Here is a 17,071-nt window from a genome sequence, read left to right on the forward strand (position 1 = left end):
GAACAGACGGGGTTCACAACCAGAAATCACCGCTAGGTCAACGGCAAATCCTTAGACCTTATCCACTACGTTCTTACGGGAACGCGAGCTCAGGTAGTACGACTGAACATCCTGCAGCGGGTTGCCCTGGTCGTCGGTGTCGTGGCGGGTCCAGTTGCCCTCAGAATCCAGGTGCCAGGTACGCGAAGAATCACTCATGTAGATGGTGAACATGTCACGCAGGTACTTCACGTGGCGCGGATCCTTCACCGGTACCAGAGCCTCAATGCGGCGGTCCAGGTTGCGGTGCATCATATCGGCAGAGCCAATGTAGACAATCGGATTGCCACCATTCTCAAAAGCAAACACGCGCGAATGCTCCAAGAAGCGGCCCAGCACCGAACGGACGCGGATATTCTCACTCAGACCCTTAACACCCGGGCGCAGCGCGCAGATACCGCGAACCACCACATCCACCGGCACGCCAGCCTGCGAAGCGCGGTACAGCGAATCGATGACGGCCTCATCCACCATGGAGTTGCACTTGAACTGAATCTTCGCCGGACGGCCCGCCTTGTGGTTCTCAATCTCCTGGTCGATGCACTCAATCAGGCCGCTACGCAGAGTACGCGGCGCTACCAGCAGCGACTGGTAGTTAGTCTTCGGCGCGTAACCGGACAGCTGGTTGAACAGGCGGGAGACATCCTCACAAACCTGCTCATCGCAGGTAATCAGACCCAAGTCCTCGTAGAAACGAGCGGTCGACGGGTGGTAGTTACCGGTACCAATATGCGCGTAACGACGCAGGTGGTTACCCTCGCGGCGCACTACCAGAGATAGCTTGCAGTGAGTCTTCAGACCCACGATGCCGTACACCACGTGCACGCCCGCGCGCTCCAGCTTACGAGCCCACGAAATGTTGGCTTCCTCATCAAAGCGAGCCTTAATCTCGACCAGCGCCACAACCTGCTTGCCCGCCTCAGCTGCCTCAATCAGCGCATCCACAATGGGGGAGTCACCACTGGTGCGGTACAGGGTCTGCTTAATCGCCTGAACACGCGGGTCAGCGGCAGCCTGCGCCAAGAACGCCTGCACACTGGTCGCAAACGAATCGTACGGGTGGTGCAGCAGCACGTCGTGGTCGCGGGCGGCAGCGAACACATCCGCAGCCTTTGCAGTCTCGGTAGCGTTGAGCCAACGGGAAGTGTGCGCAATGTGCTTGGGGTAGTGCAGCGCCGGACGGTTCGCACGAACAATCGCACTCATACCGCGCAGATCCAGCGGAGCCGGCAGACGGTACACTTCAGACTCGTTGATGTTCAACTCAGAAATCAGCAGATCCAAGATGGTCGGGTTGATGGTGTCCTCAACCTCCAGACGGACCGGCGGACCGAAACGACGGCGCAGAAGCTCCTTCTCCAGAGCCTTCAGCAGGTTCTCTGCATCGTCCTCTTCCACCTCAAGATCCTCATTACGGGTCACGCGGAAGACGTGGTGCTCCACAACCTCCATACCCGGGAAGAGGGTATCCAAGTGCTCAGCAATGATGTCTTCGAGCGCAATGTAGCGGCTCTCACGGCCCGCAGTGTTGGCGGCGCGCGAACCATCCACAGAGACCATACGGTCCAGCTGATCGGGCACCTTCACGCGAGCGAACAGCTCCTTGCCGGTCTGCGGGTTACGCACCAGCACCGCAAGGTTCAGCGACAGACCCGAAATGTACGGGAAGGGGTGCGCCGGGTCAACAGCCAGAGGAGTCAGAATCGGGAAAATATCGCGCATGAACTCCTCGCGCAGACGCTGCTTAGCGTCCGCATCCAGGTCGTTCCAACCCACAATGCGGATGTTCTGCTCCTCCAAAGCCGGAAGAACCTGGTTTTGGAACACATCAGCGTGGCGAGTCTGCAACTGGTGAGCGCGCTCAGCGATCTCTTCCATCTGCTCCTCGGGGCTCAGACCTGCTGCCGAAGGCACCGCCAGACCGGTCGCAATGCGGCGCTTCAGACCCGCCACACGCACCATGAAGAACTCATCCAGGTTAGACGCCACAATCGACAGGAAGTTCAGACGCTCCAGCAGGAATAGGTTCGGGTCCTCCGCCAGCTCCAGCACGCGGGTGTTGAAGTCCAGCCAGCTGCTCTCACGGTCGAAGAAACGCTCCGGGCCGAACTCCTCTTCCAGACTGAAGTAGGAGCGCTTCTCGCCCTTCTCAATGCGGTCGCCGCGAGACTCGGCACGCTCAATCTTCGAAATATCGTGGCCGATATGAATGACACCGGTCATGGGTGCCGGCTCAGACGGCTTAGGCTTAGGCGCCTTATTCAGGCCATTGGGGGCGGGTACCATACTGTACTTGCCTTTCTGATCGGGGATAAGTCGTGAAGAAGCACGCCAACTGTGGCGCACCAAAAGCTAGGCGGCAGGTGCGTCCTGCTGGGCGGGGGCGTACATGCGGTCAACCGTCGCTACGCCGAAACCCAACGAAGTGTAGAGGGAATATGCGGTGGTGTTATCGGCATCCACGTACAGGTCGATGGCGCGCAGCGGCTCGCCATTCTCGTCCTCAGCGCATGCCAGGTATGCCAGCGCGCGCAGGGTGAGGGTTCGGCCCAGGCCGCCTCCCTGCGCCTGCGGGTTCACGCCCACCACGTAAATCTCCCCTGAGGGGGACAGCTCTCCCTGCTCCTGACCGGTCGGGATCTTCGTCCAGGTGAATGCCGCAATGGCGGAGTCATCATCCACCTCGGAGGCGATGAAGAAACCCTCGGGACGGAACCAGGGGGAGCCGGTGCGCTCGCGCAAATCGGCAAGGGTGAGCTTGCCCTGCTCCGGGTGGTGCGCAAAAGCTGCGGCGTTCACGCGCAACCAGGGGAACTCATCCGCGCCGGTGAAGGTGCGCATCCGCAGGTTCTCCGGCAGAGTGCGCGCGTCGGAGCGTTCCACGAGCTCTTCGCGGGTCTGAGCGTCCAGGGGCAGAACCATCTTGTACAGCACGCGCACCGGCTCGAAACCGTGCAGGGTCGCGAACGCGTGGGCGGGGCTTTCAATGCCGGTGTCGGTGGCGCTGCCGTGAACCCAGAGTCGGTATCGTACGGCGTCTTCTCCCAGCTGGCGGACGGCGTGGTCGAAGAATGTGCTGCCGGCGCCTCGTCCGCGGTATTCGGGGGCGACGGCTGCCTCAATCACGCCGGTGTCTTCGTTGCTGGCGGGGGTGAGCGCCACAAAGATAGTGGCGAGGGTGCCGTTATCCTCGGCGACAAAGAAACGCGGAGGAGTGAGGGCGCTTTCGCGCAATGCCTTGCTCAGCTCAACGCGGGTCTGCTCAGAGAACGCCGAGACGCCGTCATGGCGGGCAACCTTCTGCGCAAAGGAATCGAATCGTTCCAGCAGCTCTTCGGTGAGCTGCGGTTCCGCGTAAACAAGGGAGCTTTCAGCGGGCAGGGTGGAGGGATTGGGTGTCTGACTGTGTACCATCATCGCCTTCTTTCGTAGCCTTCTGATTCAACTCTACCGGGGATAGTTGCTCTTTGAAGAGTTTGTTCTTCGTCCTGGGCGAATATGACAAGAACCGGAACATTTACACATTCTGGTACTCGGCTCAGCGGCGAGGCTACTTCATAACGGGTACACCAAAACAGGGGTTGGAACCCCAAAATTTAGCGGGTGCTGTTGAAGGAATAGCCCACGTTACGCACGGTCGAAATCATCTGCTCGTATTCGGTGCCGAGCTTGGAACGCAGACGACGCACGTGCACGTCCACGGTGCGGGTGCCACCGTAGTAGGAGTCGTAACCCCACACCTCGGAGAGCAGCTGGGCGCGGGAGAAGACGCGTCCGGGGTGCTGAGCCATGAACTTGAGCAGTTCAAACTCTTTGAAGGTCAGGTTCAGAGCGGTGCCGGAGAGGTGCGCCGAGTACGCCTGGGTGTCAATGATGAGGTTGCCCGCGCGCACGATGCGCTCTTCGGAGTTCTCTTCTTCTGCGGCTGCGTCGCTCTTGATGGCGAGGCGCAGGCGCGCATCCATTTCGGAGGGGGACGCCTGGTCAGAAACAATATCGTCAACCTGCCAGGAGGCTGCAACCGCCGCCATACCGCCTTCATTCAGGAGCGCGATGAGCGGCAACTGTACGCCGGTGGCGCGCAATAGCTGGGCGCATTGGCGTGCTTTGACGAGTGCGGTGCGGGCGTCGACCATGAGCAGGTCGAAAGTCTCAGATTCGAGGGTGGTGTGGGCAGTGTCGAGGGGGAAGACGTGTACCTTGTGGCTGAGGAGGCTCAGCGAGGGGATCATATCCTGCGCGGCGGTATCGCTCAGAAGCACAATACGGTACACACCCTCTCCTTTCCCGGTAAAATATTAGGCTCTTTCTAGTGTACTCGCCCGCCTATGGTGCAGCTGTGGAGGCGGTAAAGAGCAGATGCAGATATCGTATACCGGACTGTTTACTCGCCCGTCTGCGCAGGTCGCTGCCGATAGCTCTGTCCAGTATGTCTTTAGCACCGATTCTGCACCCTTTTCAGAGGGAGTCTATGGTAGGTTTAAGGCATGGAAAACAATCTTATGGCTCTTGAAGCTCTCTTCATGTCGCTGATGGCTATTATCTCCGTGTGCATCGGTATCGGTGCATTCGCAGTGTTGCGTGGCCTCTTCAGCGGCCAGAAGTAGTCTTCCCGCACAGAGCAGAAGCATCGCCCACACAGGGCTTTAGGCGGTCGTACGGTTCGCACCGCCTCGCCAATGACGGCGTGAACCCCCACCCGGTCCCCTCCGGTTGGGGGTTTTCTTTATGCTGCCCGCCGTACCGTTTACTCGGCAGGAGGCGGCGCTACCCCGTGCCGTGAGCGAACGAACAGGCTACTGTTGTACGCACGGGTACTAAAATAGAAAGTATGGCTATTGAAATCCCTACCAACCTAACCCCTGAACTTGTTCCCTTCGCATGGCTGCTCGGCACCTGGGAAGGCACCGGAACCATGTGGTACGAAGGCCAGGAAAACACCCCCTTCGGCCAGATTGTTACTTTTGAGCAGGATGGTCTGCCCTTCATCGAATACCGCGCTGAGTCTTTCCTGCTCGATGACGAGGGTCAGAAGCTGCGCCCCATCACCGTTGAAACCGGTTTCTGGCAGATTGACCGCCCCCTGACCGACGCCGACGGCGGCTTCGGCATTGTCCCCAAGGACGTTGTACCCGCCTTCCCCAGCGCCGAGAGCGTTGAGACCCTGCGCAACGCGGACGACGGCTTCTCTCTGCTGGCAACCATTGCGCACCCCGGCGGTATTAGCGAAAACTACGTGGGCATGGTCAAGGGCCCGGTTATTCGCATGCAGACCGGCAACCTGCTACGCGATGATATTTCCCACGACTACGCCGGCTCCGTGCGCCTGTGGGGCCTGGTCAACGGCAACCTCATGTGGGACTGGGAGATCGCAGACGCTGAGGGTAAGCTGCACAAGCACGCCTCCGCTGAACTGCGCAAGACCTCCTCGATGACCGGCGATTCCCTGGGCACCTCGATGTTCGGTTCCCTGGATGGCGAAGAGCCCACCGGCGAGCCCGGCTCCGAGCCCACCGCCTAATAAATAACTTGTGTCTGCCCCGCCGGTCGGCGGGGCAGACTCTTTGCGTGAAAGGTGCACCTTCCGTGACTGAATCTTCGCTTGAAGCGCCTCAGGCTGAGGTACCCCAGCCCGATGCCGCCCGCCCGGTGAGCCCCCTGCTGGGCCTGCACGGCGCTTTTGCCGCCTCCGGGCTGGATGCCGGCGTCGCCGCACACTACGGCAACCCCATGCTGGAGCAGCGCACCCTCAGCTTCGACCGCTCCGCCGAGGCAAGCGAACCGCTGGTGCTAGTGGACCGCTCCTCCCTGGGGGTGGTGCGTGTTGAGGGGCCGGACCGCCAGACCTGGCTGACCTCCATTGCCTCGCAGATTCTGACCGGCATGACCGCCGGGGAGAGCCGCGAGTTCCTGCTGCTTTCCCCTCAGGGCCGCGTGGAGTACGCACCCGCCGCAATTGAAGACGGCGAGGCACTCTGGCTGATCGTTGAGGGCAACCAGGCACAGCCGCTGACCGATTACCTAAACCGCATGAAGTTCATGATGCGCGTTGAGGTGCAGAACCTCAGCGACGAGTACGCGGTACTGGAGAGTGCCCGCAACCCGATCCTGCAGAACGGTTCGGTGCATCCGGCGCTCGCTGAGTGCAAGCCGCTGGTGTGGGAGGACCCTTGGCACACTCCGGCACCGGGTAGCTACCGCTACGATGAGGCGGGCGATGCTCACCCGGGTGCGGACTACGTGCGTTTCTTGAGCATCGTGCCGCGCTCTGTTCTGCCCGCCCTGGCTGAGTCTTCGGACGCGCGTTTTGCGGGTCTGTGGGCTGCGGAGGCTCTGCGTATTGAGGCGTGGCGCCCGCGCTACGGCACTGAGGCTGACGATAAGACCATCCCGCAGGAGCTGGATTACACCCGTACGGCTGTGCATTTCGATAAGGGCTGCTACAAGGGCCAGGAGACGGTGGCTCGCGTGCATAACCTGGGCCGCCCGCCGCGCCGCCTGGTGTTCTTGGATATTGACGGTTCGGAGCACACCCTGCCGGCGGCAGGTAGCGAGCTGTTAGTGGAGGGCAAGTCCCGCCCGGTCGGTCGTATTACCTCGGTGGCGTTGCATCATGAGGCGGGCCCGATTGCTCTGGCTGTGATTAAGCGCGGCGTTGACCCGCAGGTGCCTTTGCGTGCGGTTGATGGCGGCGACTTCCTGCCCGATGGTTCGCCGGCACCGGCGACCGAGTACGCGGTGGCTCAGACGACGGTGGTTTCACCGGAGTCCGGTGAGGTGGCGCGTCGTTCTTTGGCGGGTCAGGACTTCCTGAAGCGCTAGAGCATCTGGCTACGCAATAGCATCTGACGACCAATATAAAACCGCGGAGGCGGGCACCCGTTACGAGTGCCCGCCTCCGCGGTTTAAGTATGAGTGCTTAGCGAGCTTGCTGAGCTTGCGGGGTTTAGCGGCCGAAGAGGACGGCTGCTTCTTCCCAGCGTTCCTGAGGTACGGACTTCAGGCCGTCCAGTGCCTCTTCGAGGGGTACGTACTTGATCTCGGTGCCCTGCACGGAGACCATCTTGCCCCACTGCTTCTGAGCGACCATGTCGACTGCGCCCATGCCCAGGCGGGTTGCGAGCACGCGGTCGTAGCCGGTGGGTGCGCCACCGCGCTGGATGTGGCCCAGGATGGTGTTACGGGTCTCGACGCCGGTCATCTTCTCGATCTCGTGGGTGATGTACTCACCAATGCCACCGAGGCGGGGACGACCGTCCTTTTCGGTACCCTTGTTTGCCATGACGTCGTCGAAGCCTTCGGGGATGAAGCCTTCAGCAACGACAACCAGGGGAGAACGGCCGCGGTCGTGTACTTCCTTGACCCATTCAGCGACCTGTTCCATAGAGACCTTAACCTCGGGGATTAGGATTGCGTGTGCGCCTGCTGCCATACCGGAGTGCAGTGCAATCCAGCCGACGTGGCGGCCCATGACCTCTGCAACCATGCAGCGGTGGTGCGATTCACCGGTGGTGCGGATGCGGTCCATAGCCTCGGTTGCGATGGACACTGCGGTGTCGAAGCCGAAGGTGTAGTCGGTTGCGCGCAGGTCGTTGTCAATGGTCTTGGGGACACCGATGACGGGCAGGCCTGCGTCTGCCAGGCGCTTTGCGCCTGCGAGGGTGCCTTCACCGCCGATAGCGACGATTGCGTCGATGCCGTGGCGTTCCATCATGATTTCGATGTTTTCGGGGCCACCGTTGGGGCCGTCGAAGGGGTTGGTGCGGGAGGTACCGATGATGGTGCCGCCCTGGGCTGCCAGGCCGCGGACCTTCTGACGGGGCAGGTCCATGTAGTCGCCTTCAACGACGCCGCGCCAGCCATCACGGAAGCCGACGAACTCGTAGCCGTACTTCTTGACGCCGTTGAGGACAGCGCCGCGGATGACAGCGTTCAGGCCGGGGCAGTCGCCGCCGGAAGTAAGCAGACCGATCTTCATAGTTGGCTCCTAATGTCTGCGCGTTTTAGGTGTTGTGCGCGCGTGTATATAACTATGACCTCCACGAATTCGGCACGCGAATGTTCGCCGGTCGGGAGGTCGTTCTCTTGGTCTCTATTTTAGCGATGTTTGGGTTATGTGGGTAGTGGTGGAAAGCCGTGGGAACGCCCGTTTCGGTGCTGAAAAGTTCAGGTTTTTAGTACCTGTATGTTTGGGTTTGAAACACAAATAGCCGCCCTTTCCCACCTATGGCACCGAAGAAGCGAATGAGGCTTCCTCACATCTGTAAAGATGCGGGAAGCCTCATTCGTTTTAAAAATATTTTTAAATATTTGTGGGATTCTCCGTTTTTAGGACAAAAAACGGTCAATAGTCCTGTGATTGATCGTTTCGCACCGGTTTATCCCACGTCTGAACCGCTTCCCACGGGGTGAGTTGCAGGTTCAGCAGGCGCGCTCAGAGGGGGACGGAACTAGTCGCGTGCCTGACCGAGGAACTTCTGCAGGCGTGCCAGACCCTCCGCCAGGTCCTCGTCGCTCAGGGCGTAGGAGAGGCGCAGGTAGCCACTGGGGCCGAATGCCTCGCCGGGAACTACGGCGACCTCAGCCTTTTCGAGGATGAGCTCAGCCAGCTCTGCGGTGGTCTGCGGGCGTACGCCTTCAATTTCCTTGCCGAGCAGTTCGCGTACGTCCGGGTAGGCGTAGAACGCGCCGGTGGGTATGGGGCAGCGCACGCCTTCAATAGCGTTCAGGCCGTCGACGATGGTGCGGCGGCGGCGGTCGAACGCGGCGTGCATGATTTCCACGTCGTCCTGCGGACCGGTCAGAGCGGCAAGAGCTGCGCGCTGGGCGATGTTGTTGACGTTGGAGGTCATGTGGGACTGCAGGTTGGAGGCTGCGGCGATGACATCGCGCGGGCCAATCATCCAGCCCACACGCCAACCGGTCATGGCGTAGGTCTTTGCCACGCCGTTGAGGATGACGCACAGGTCAGCGAGCTCGGGTACTGCCTTCAGGATGGAGACTGCCTGAACACCGTCATAGGTGAGGTGTTCGTAGATCTCGTCGGTCAGCACGAAAATGCCCTTGGACAGAGCCCATTCGCCGATAGCGCGGGTTTCCTCTTCGGTGTAGACAGCACCGGTCGGGTTGGAAGGGGAGACGAAGATGAGCGCCTTGGTTGCGGGGGTGTAGGCGGCTTCGAGCTGCTCGACGGTGACCTTGTAGTGCTGGTCGCTACCGGCGAACACCTCGATGGGGTTGCCGCCTGCCAGGCGGATGCACTCGGGGTAGGTGGTCCAGTAGGGTGCGGGCAACAGGACGTCGTCGCCTTCGTCAATGACGGTTGCGAATGCCTGGTAGACCGCCTGCTTGCCGCCGTTGGTGATGACAACCTGGGAGGGGTCAATCTCTACGCCGGAGTCGCGCAGGGTCTTTTCCGCGATTGCCTTCTTCAGTTCGGGAAGACCGGACGCGGGGGAGTAGCGGAAGTTCTTGGGGTCGTTGAGCGCTTCGCGTGCTGCGTCCACAATATGCGCGGGGGTGGGGAAGTCCGGTTCGCCTGCGCCGAAACCGATGACGGGGCGTCCCTGAGCCTTGAGTGCTTTTGCCTTTGCGTCGACGGCAAGGGTTGCGGAGGGTGCGATGGCACCGATGCGGCTTGAAATACGCGCCATGGGGCTCTCTTCTCTTTCTTCTTGTGCGCTGCCGGCGTGAAGTCGACAAGGAAATAGGTGATGGGAATGCGCGTGTGGGACCAATCCGCGCGTGATGGGCGCGGGTGTGTGCGGCGTTCCTTGTAATAGGATACGGTCCACTAGTAGCGATACGGAACCCTTCGTCAAGGTATCTCAAGAGGTTTTTCGAAAAATATTACATTTTGAAGTTGCATCGGCCCCGAAAGATGGTTTACAGTTAGTTCTGCACCCGCAAGGGTGTAATTGTTTGCCCCTCTAAAGCCACGGCTTAGGAGGCAATGGAGGAGTAGACACGTGAGAAGCAACTCTCACACCTGAAGTTAACGCTTCAAAGGGTGGTGGCTCAATTGGTAGAGCAGCGGTCTCCAAAACCGCAGGTTGCAGGTTCGAGTCCTGTCCGCCCTGCTTTTATTGCCTCAATAACATCTTTGTACGCCCGTTCCCCGGGCGTACTTTTTTAGACTCAGAAAGGGGCAGAAGAAATGGCATCGTCTGCTACCGCCGAGAAGGTTGTTAAGCCCGGCGCATCGTCGAAGAGCGATAAGAAGCTCGGTTTCTTCGGCCGTATTTTTGCATTCCTCCGTGAAGTTATTGCGGAGTTGAAGAAGGTTACTACTCCCACCGGACGCGAACTGGTTGGCTACTTCTTTGCTGTTCTGTTCTTCGTCGTGGTGATGCTCTTGCTCATTTCTGGTCTGGATTATCTTTTCGGCCAGGGAGCATTCTGGATTTTCGGTAACGGAACGATTCAGCGTAACTAGTACTGGCTGCATCCTAATTCTGGGGTGCCCCATCAGTGATTTCCCTCAGCGCATTGGCGAGTGGGAGTCCCCTCTAGATGATTAACGATAGAAAGTAGGAGCGACGTGTCCGAGCAGGAACTGGTATCCGAGATTGAAGAGGTCGAGGTAGCCGCTGCTGAGGCTACTGAGGAGTCTGCGGCTATTGAGCAGCAGGCTGAGGAAGCTACCGAGGCTGTCGAGGTAGCTGAAGCAGCTGCTGAGGCGGCTGAGGAAGTCGACGCTCTGGAAGAATTCAAGTCCAAGCTGCGCCGTCAGATGGGCGACTGGTACGTGGTGCACACCTACTCCGGTTACGAGAACAAGGTGAAGACCGGTATCGAGACCCGTATCCAGAACCTGGAAGCTGAAGATGAGATCTTCGAGGTTCAGGTTCCCATGGAGACCGTGGTTGAGTTCAAGAACACCGTGAAGAAGACCGTCCGCCGCGTGCGCGTTCCCGGTTACGTTCTGGTGCGTATGGAACTGACCGACCACTCGTGGGGTGTTGTCCGCCACACCCCCGGTGTGACTGGCTTCGTGGGTCAGGATGCGTACAACCCGGTCCCGCTGCGCATGGACGAGGTTTTCGACATGCTCCTGCCGGTCTTCGAAGAGCAGCAGCAGAGCCAGGGCCTGCCTGTTTCCAAGCCCGTTATCGAGTCCGACTACACGGTGGGCGAGAACGTCCGCGTGAAGTCCGGTGCTTTCGAGGGTATGGACGCTACCGTTTCGGAGATTAAGGGCGAGTCCCAGCAGATTGTCGTGATGATTTCCGTCTTCGGCCGCGACACCCCGGTGACCTTGAGCTTCACCGAAATCGAAAAGATTTAACGTTTTTAGCGTGTGAATATGAGCCTCGCACTTCGGTGTGGGGCTCATATTTTGTAGCGGCTGTATAGCCGGCGGCGGCTGTGCAGGTGAGGTTTACTCTTTCTGCTAGCTGGCGCTGGATTAAGTCGCTGATTAACGCTAGAATGTTGGTTTGTGTATGCGCATGTCACGCTTTCATGCGGATGCACGGGTGACCGCGCCACGGTCACCGTCTTGCCGGCGTACGCTCCTGTGCGTCGGTTCCCAGCTAAGAAAAGGACCCTACATTGGCTCCCAAGAAGAAGGTCACTGGCCTCATCAAGCTGCAGATCCAGGCAGGCGCCGCTAACCCGGCTCCCCCCGTTGGCCCCGCACTGGGCTCGCACGGTGTGAATATCATGGAGTTCTGCAAGGCATACAACGCTGCAACCGAGTCGCAGCGCGGTAACATCATCCCCGTTGAGATTACCGTCTACGAGGATCGCTCCTTCACCTTCATCACCAAGACCCCTCCGGCTTCCCAGCTGATCAAGAAGGCTGCTGGCGTTGCTAAGGGCTCCGCTGTTCCTCACACCACCAAGGTTGGTTCGCTGACCGAGGCTCAGGTGCGCGAGATCGCTGAGACCAAGATGCCCGACCTGAACGCAAACGACCTGGATGCTGCTTCCAAGATCATCGCAGGTACCGCTCGTTCCATGGGTATCACCGTCGAGTAATTTCGGTTCGCCGAATAGCCGAGTAATCGGCACCGTAGATTTTTCTACACAGAACTTGTAAATGCCCGTCGTATGGACGGGATGTGGCAGAGCCGAGCGCGGCTCACGAGACCACAACTGCATAAGGAGAAAAGCAGATGGCAAAGCGCAGCAAGGCGTACAAGGCAGCTGTAGCCAAGATTGAAGAGGGTAAGCTCTACACCCCCGCTGAGGCAGTTGCCCTGGCGAAGGAAACCTCTTCCACCAACACCGACGCAACCGTTGAGGTTGCAATGCGTCTGTCCGTTGACCCCCGTAAGGCAGACCAGATGGTTCGCGGTACCGTGAACCTGCCCCACGGCACCGGTAAGACCGCTCGCGTGGTCGTTATCGCAGCAGGCCCCAAGGCTGCTGAGGCTGAGGCAGCTGGCGCTGACTACGTTGGTTCCGACGAGCTGATCGCAAAGATCGCTGGCGGCTGGACTGACTTCGACGCAGCGGTTGCAACCCCCGACATGATGGGCAAGGTCGGCCGCCTGGGTAAGATCCTGGGTCCCCGTAACCTGATGCCGAACCCCAAGACCGGTACCGTGACCATGGATGTTGCAAAGGCTGTTGCAGACATCAAGGGCGGTAAGATCGACTTCCGCGTTGACCGTAACTCCAACCTGCACTTCATCATCGGTAAGGCTTCCTTCACCGCTGAGCAGCTCGAGGAGAACTTCCAGGCAGCTCTGGAAGAGGTTAACCGTCTGAAGCCCTCTTCGGCTAAGGGCCGTTACATCTCCAAGGCAACCGTTGCTACCACCTTCGGCCCCGGCATCCCCGTTGATCCGGCTGCCGTTGCTGCCTAAGGTATGCACCTGTAGCTTCTAGCATGAGCTAGTAGTCGCCCCCGGCGTTTAGGCGTCGGGGGTGATTTTTTATGCCTGCTCTTCTGCATCTCTGTCTGTATGTTCTGGAATATATCTGCGGCGAGCCCGTTAGAATAAACAGCGCACACACTTCGTTCTTATCAGCCTAGTTCAGCTCGCCTGATGCGCGGGCTCAAGCAGACCTCAAGGATTTATCCATGACTCAGCCTTTATCGGCTTCTTCGACTCCCTCGGCGCAGGCTACCGCCCGTCCCTTCCCGATTCCCGTCAACTACTTCGCGATGGCACTGGGTACCGGTGCCCTGGGTGCGGCATGGCGTGCCGCCGCCTCCGCGGATATGGCTTCCGCCTGGGTGGGTGAGGCGATTCTTGCCTTCGCCACTGTGGTGTGGCTGATTCTGATTGCCGCTATGGTTGTTGCGGTGTTGAATTTCCGCCCGTGGTTGCGGGAGCAGTGGGCACATCCGGTACGATGCTGCTTCTTTTCGTTGATTCCGGCGACGACCGCGCAGATGGGCGCGACGGTCTTCCCGTACCTGTCCTACCTGGGTTACGCCCTGGCGGTTCTTGGTGCTCTGGGGCAGCTGTACTTTGCCTCCCACCGCATTGCGGGTATGTGGCGCGGTACCCACGTGGCGGAGGCGACCACCCCGGTACTGTACCTGCCGACGGTTGCGACGAACTTTGCGACGGCAACCGCGATGGGCATGATGGGTTGGAAGGACGCAGCGATGCTTTTCTTCGGCGCGGGCCTGATTTCGTGGTTTAGCGTGGAGTCTGCAATTTTGAATCGTCTGCGTAACCTGGCTCCGATGAACGTTGGTGAGCGCGGCCTGATGGGTGTGCAGCTGGCTCCGCCGTTTGTGGGAGGTAACGCGTACCTGGCGGCTAATGGTGGCACGGTGGACTGGTTCTTCCTCATCATGACCGGTTACGGCATTTTGCAGCTGATTTTCCTGATGCGCCTGCTGCCCTGGATTATGGAGGGCGGCTTCTCCATGAGCCTGTGGGGTTTCTCCTTCGGTATGGGTGCAATGGTTTCTACCGGCGTGCATTTGAGCGCCGCGAACGTGCTGAACCCGCTGGGTATTGTGCTGATGGTGATTGGTACCGGTTTCTTGGTCTTCCTGTGGGGCGGTGTGGCGTATGTGGCGTCACAGGGGCGTCTGCTGGTGGGTCGGCGCTAGGGTCCTCTTGCTGCTTGAGGCATTTTTAGGCATATGGTGTGAGCCCCGGATGCGTGGTCCGGGGCTTTGCCATGCCTAATCTTTCTTGTTGGGGGGGGGCTTTCCTGTGTGGTCTTTCTCCAGACAGGCGGCGTGCAGGCTGAGGCGTTTGTTTATGACGGCGCTTATCTTCTGAACCCGTGCAGGGCACAAGTTTCGGCGATAATGGGGGAATGACTTCTGCATCCTACTCTTCTGCCGCGGCGGAGCCTTTTGAAGACCTGCGTATTCGAGGTGTCGCTAAGACCTTCGGCACCGATACGACGGTTCTGAATGAGATTGACTTGGACGTGCACCCCGGTGAGTTGATTTCTCTGGTTGGTTCTTCGGGCACGGGTAAGTCGACCCTGCTGCGTATTATTGCCGGCCTTGAGGAGCCGAGCGCCGGTCGGGTGACCTACGCCGGTCAGCCTCTGGAACGCGGCTCGGTGGGGGTGGTGTTTCAGCGCCCTATTCTGTACCCGCACCTGAGCGTGAAGGACAATATTCTGTTTCCGACCCGGCTGGGCGCGTTCGCCGGTCGGGTTGATATGGACTACTACCGTGAGCTGCTGGAGGCTTTGAAACTTGAGGGGCTGGAGTCCCGTAAGCCTTCGCAACTGTCGGGTGGTCAGGCTCAGCGTGTGGGTATTGCGCGTGCTTTGATTCGTCGTGCCCCGGTGGTTCTTTTTGATGAGCCGCTGGCGAGTGTGGATGAGCAGATGAGTGCGAGTATTCGTGCCGATATTGTGCGCCTGCATGAGCGTTACGGTTTTACGGGCCTGTACGTGACCCATGATCAGAATGAGGCGCTCATGCTGGGGCAACGGGTGGCGGTCATGGATTCTGGCTACCTGGTGCAGGTAGACACTCCGGAGCGACTGCTGGCGCATCCGCATACTCTGCAGGTGGCGAAGCTTTTGGCGGCACCTGCGCTGAACCTTTTGGCCCTTGAGGATTCGGAGTCGCTTCCTGTTGGGTGCGAGTTGGCGATTCGTGCGACCGCTCTGTGCCCTGTGGCGGCAGACGCTGCTCATGCTCTGCCGGTGCAAGTGCTCGGCAGCCGCCATCTGGTGGGTGGCATGCTGTACCGTGCGCGTCTGGTGGAAGCTGTGTCCCTGCCTCTGGAATCTCGGCGGGCTTCGGCGGATTCTGAGCTGAGTGCCCGAGTGCGTGCCGGTCAGGAGCTTGAGTTCTTTATCTCGGATGCGCAGGGCGGCTCCTTGAGCGGCACCTCCCCGAACAGTACCTTCCTGGGTGCAGGTGAGCGGGTGCACCTGGGGGTGGCGGCGGAGCGCTGCTTCTTGTTCTCGGGCGGAAAGCGCTTTTACCTCTAGAACACGGTTTCTGGGCCTTTCAATCGGGCCTTTTAGGTGGGAGAAAGAGCGGTTATTTGGCTTAAAAGGGGTCTTTAAGTGATTAATCCCGCTTAATCACGTTTTTAACTTGCGACTCGGGCTTTAACCTGAGATGATGAATGAACCAAAGACCGCCGGTCTAGAACTATGTCCTTTATCGCCACCTCGGTGGAGACGAAGAACAGAGTTCTGATAAGAGCAGATTTCACTAGAAATCGCCGCCCGCGTAGGTAACTCGAAGTGAATAGTCGTTGCCCTGATTTAGGGTGCCGTCTATCGTGCCTCGTACGCCTACGCGTCGGGGCATTTTTTATTGCTTGTAATAAATGCTTCGAGGCTCTACCGGCGACCTTACAAGAATCGGAAGAAGGAACTACCATGGCGACTCAGGAAAAGATCGCTGCAGTATCCGAGCTGAAGGAACTCTTCGAAGCTTCGAACGCAGTCATCCTGACCGAATACCGCGGTCTCACTGTTGCACAGCTCAAGGAGCTGCGCCGCGCACTCGGTGCAGAGACCGAATACGCCGTGGTGAAGAACACGCTGGCTGCTATCGCAGCTAAGGAAGCTGGCATCGACGCATTCGAAGGCCACCTCCAGGGTCCCTCCGCACTGGCATTCATCAAGGGCGACCTGATTGATGCTGCTAAGGGCCTGCGTGACTTTGCCAAGGCTAACCCCCAGCTGATTGTGAAGAACGGTTACTACGAAGGTGCCGCTCTGACCGAGGACGACGTCAAGCGCTACGCTGACCTGGAATCCCGCGAGGTTCTGCTGTCCAAGGTTGCAGGTGGTGCAAAGGCTACCATCGCACGCATCGCACAGGTTGTGGACGCACTGCGCGTCAAGCTGGAGGAGCAGGAAGGCGCAGCTCCCGCTGCTGCCGAGGAGGCTTCGGAAGAGGCATAAGCCCCTTTCGTGCTACTGCACCAGCGCTGAGATACTCAGCAGCGTGAACGCGAATAGCGTGTAACGCACCCTAAATTTGACCGACCCTCTCGGGTAGGTACTGAAGATTTACACCGCGGGCGTCAGCCCGCACCAGATAGTGAAGGAGCCAAACAATGGCTAAGCTGTCCATCGAAGAACTCATTGCAGCATTCAAGGAACTGTCCCTCGTTGAGGTTTCCGAGTTCGTCAAGGCATTCGAGGAAGAGTTCGACGTCACCGCAGCTGCTCCCGTTGCAGTTGTAGCAGGCGGCGCAGCAGGCGAGGCTGCTGAAGAGAAGTCCGAGTTCGACGTTGTCCTGGAGTCCGCTGGCGACAAGAAGATCGCAGTGATCAAGGAAGTTCGTGCCCTGACCTCCCTCGGCCTGAAGGAAGCAAAGGACCTGGTTGACAGCGCTCCCAAGACTCTGCTCGAGGGCGTTTCCAAGGAAGACGCTGAGAAGGCTAAGGAGCAGCTCGAGGCTGCTGGCGCAACCATCACCCTCAAGTAATCGACTTCTTCTCGATTCTTACGCGGGCGGTGCATCTTATGGATGCGCCGCCCCGCGGCATTTAACGGCACCCGCCGCCTCGCCCCACTATGCTGGGTGAGGCGGCGGGTTTTGCCGTATCAGCCCTTTTTCTCCTGTAGCAAACGGGGTATGTGCCATATACTCGGCGGACGGCGGTATAAGCCGCTGTGACC

The 17,071-nt window shown here is 59.3% G+C and carries 15 protein-coding genes and 1 tRNA gene; 11 read left to right on the forward strand and 5 right to left on the reverse strand.

Annotation, left to right across the window (positions count from 1 at the left end; translation table 11 throughout):
- Nucleotides 1-51: 51 nt before the first annotated feature.
- The 3 genes from HMPREF2779_RS04745 to HMPREF2779_RS04755 all read right to left on the reverse strand — a co-directional run bounded on the left by HMPREF2779_RS04745 (nt 52) and on the right by HMPREF2779_RS04755 (nt 4,313).
- Nucleotides 52-2,325 (reverse strand): RNA degradosome polyphosphate kinase, encoded by a 2,274-nt coding sequence (locus tag HMPREF2779_RS04745; protein ID WP_105360966.1) that lies wholly within the window; start codon nt 2,323-2,325, stop codon nt 52-54.
- 66 nt (nt 2,326-2,391) lie between these two features.
- Nucleotides 2,392-3,456 carry a mycothiol synthase gene (gene mshD / locus HMPREF2779_RS04750; protein ID WP_070685726.1) on the reverse strand — a complete coding sequence of 355 codons (1,065 nt, stop codon included), beginning with the start codon at nt 3,454-3,456 and terminating at the stop codon, nt 2,392-2,394.
- A gap of 179 nt (nt 3,457-3,635) precedes the next feature.
- Nucleotides 3,636-4,313, reverse strand: a complete 678-nt coding sequence (locus tag HMPREF2779_RS04755) for a winged helix-turn-helix transcriptional regulator (RefSeq protein ID WP_083311166.1) — start codon at nt 4,311-4,313, stop codon at nt 3,636-3,638.
- A gap of 557 nt (nt 4,314-4,870) precedes the next feature.
- On the opposite strand from HMPREF2779_RS04755, the gene HMPREF2779_RS04760 reads away from it, so the two are divergent.
- Together HMPREF2779_RS04760 and HMPREF2779_RS04765 are read left to right on the forward strand one after the other, a co-directional pair.
- Nucleotides 4,871-5,560, forward strand: a complete 690-nt coding sequence (locus HMPREF2779_RS04760; protein ID WP_070685724.1) for a nitrobindin family protein — start codon at nt 4,871-4,873, stop codon at nt 5,558-5,560.
- A gap of 65 nt (nt 5,561-5,625) precedes the next feature.
- Nucleotides 5,626-6,861 carry a CAF17-like 4Fe-4S cluster assembly/insertion protein YgfZ gene (locus tag HMPREF2779_RS04765; protein WP_070685721.1) on the forward strand — a complete coding sequence of 412 codons (1,236 nt, stop codon included), beginning with the start codon at nt 5,626-5,628 and terminating at the stop codon, nt 6,859-6,861.
- A gap of 124 nt (nt 6,862-6,985) precedes the next feature.
- Here HMPREF2779_RS04765 and HMPREF2779_RS04770 read toward each other — a convergent pair whose 3' ends face one another.
- Nucleotides 6,986-8,017 carry a 6-phosphofructokinase gene (locus HMPREF2779_RS04770; RefSeq protein ID WP_005504866.1) on the reverse strand — a complete coding sequence of 344 codons (1,032 nt, stop codon included), beginning with the start codon at nt 8,015-8,017 and terminating at the stop codon, nt 6,986-6,988.
- Between the two features lie 472 nt (nt 8,018-8,489).
- Nucleotides 8,490-9,692 (reverse strand): pyridoxal phosphate-dependent aminotransferase, encoded by a 1,203-nt coding sequence (locus tag HMPREF2779_RS04775; protein ID WP_070685718.1) that lies wholly within the window; start codon nt 9,690-9,692, stop codon nt 8,490-8,492.
- A 353-nt stretch (nt 9,693-10,045) separates the two neighbouring features.
- On the opposite strand from HMPREF2779_RS04775, the gene HMPREF2779_RS04780 reads away from it, so the two are divergent.
- The 9 genes from HMPREF2779_RS04780 to rplL all read left to right on the forward strand — a co-directional run bounded on the left by HMPREF2779_RS04780 (nt 10,046) and on the right by rplL (nt 16,877).
- Nucleotides 10,046-10,118 (forward strand) — tRNA-Trp (locus tag HMPREF2779_RS04780).
- A gap of 77 nt (nt 10,119-10,195) precedes the next feature.
- Complete coding sequence (secE, locus tag HMPREF2779_RS04785; protein WP_070685715.1) at nt 10,196-10,474, forward strand: preprotein translocase subunit SecE; 279 nt, start codon at nt 10,196-10,198, stop codon at nt 10,472-10,474.
- Nucleotides 10,475-10,579: 105 nt separating this feature from the next.
- Entirely contained in the window at nt 10,580-11,326 is a 747-nt protein-coding gene (gene nusG, locus HMPREF2779_RS04790; RefSeq protein ID WP_070685712.1) for a transcription termination/antitermination protein NusG, read from the forward strand.
- Nucleotides 11,327-11,592: 266 nt separating this feature from the next.
- Nucleotides 11,593-12,021 carry a 50S ribosomal protein L11 gene (gene rplK, locus HMPREF2779_RS04795; protein ID WP_005504870.1) on the forward strand — a complete coding sequence of 143 codons (429 nt, stop codon included), beginning with the start codon at nt 11,593-11,595 and terminating at the stop codon, nt 12,019-12,021.
- Between the two features lie 137 nt (nt 12,022-12,158).
- A complete protein-coding gene (rplA, locus tag HMPREF2779_RS04800) occupies nt 12,159-12,854 on the forward strand; it encodes a 50S ribosomal protein L1 (RefSeq protein ID WP_070685709.1) in 696 nt (231 codons plus the stop codon).
- A gap of 218 nt (nt 12,855-13,072) precedes the next feature.
- Complete coding sequence (locus HMPREF2779_RS04805; protein ID WP_070685706.1) at nt 13,073-14,062, forward strand: TDT family transporter; 990 nt, start codon at nt 13,073-13,075, stop codon at nt 14,060-14,062.
- 212 nt (nt 14,063-14,274) lie between these two features.
- Nucleotides 14,275-15,417, forward strand: a complete 1,143-nt coding sequence (locus tag HMPREF2779_RS04810) for an ABC transporter ATP-binding protein (protein ID WP_070685703.1) — start codon at nt 14,275-14,277, stop codon at nt 15,415-15,417.
- A gap of 399 nt (nt 15,418-15,816) precedes the next feature.
- Nucleotides 15,817-16,347 carry a 50S ribosomal protein L10 gene (gene rplJ / locus HMPREF2779_RS04815; RefSeq protein WP_005504882.1) on the forward strand — a complete coding sequence of 177 codons (531 nt, stop codon included), beginning with the start codon at nt 15,817-15,819 and terminating at the stop codon, nt 16,345-16,347.
- A 155-nt stretch (nt 16,348-16,502) separates the two neighbouring features.
- A complete protein-coding gene (gene rplL / locus HMPREF2779_RS04820; RefSeq protein ID WP_070685701.1) occupies nt 16,503-16,877 on the forward strand; it encodes a 50S ribosomal protein L7/L12 in 375 nt (124 codons plus the stop codon).
- Nucleotides 16,878-17,071: the final 194 nt, after the last annotated feature.

The organism is Rothia sp. HMSC069C03 (genome assembly GCF_001811075.1).
GTDB classification, from domain to species: domain Bacteria; phylum Actinomycetota; class Actinomycetes; order Actinomycetales; family Micrococcaceae; genus Rothia; species Rothia mucilaginosa.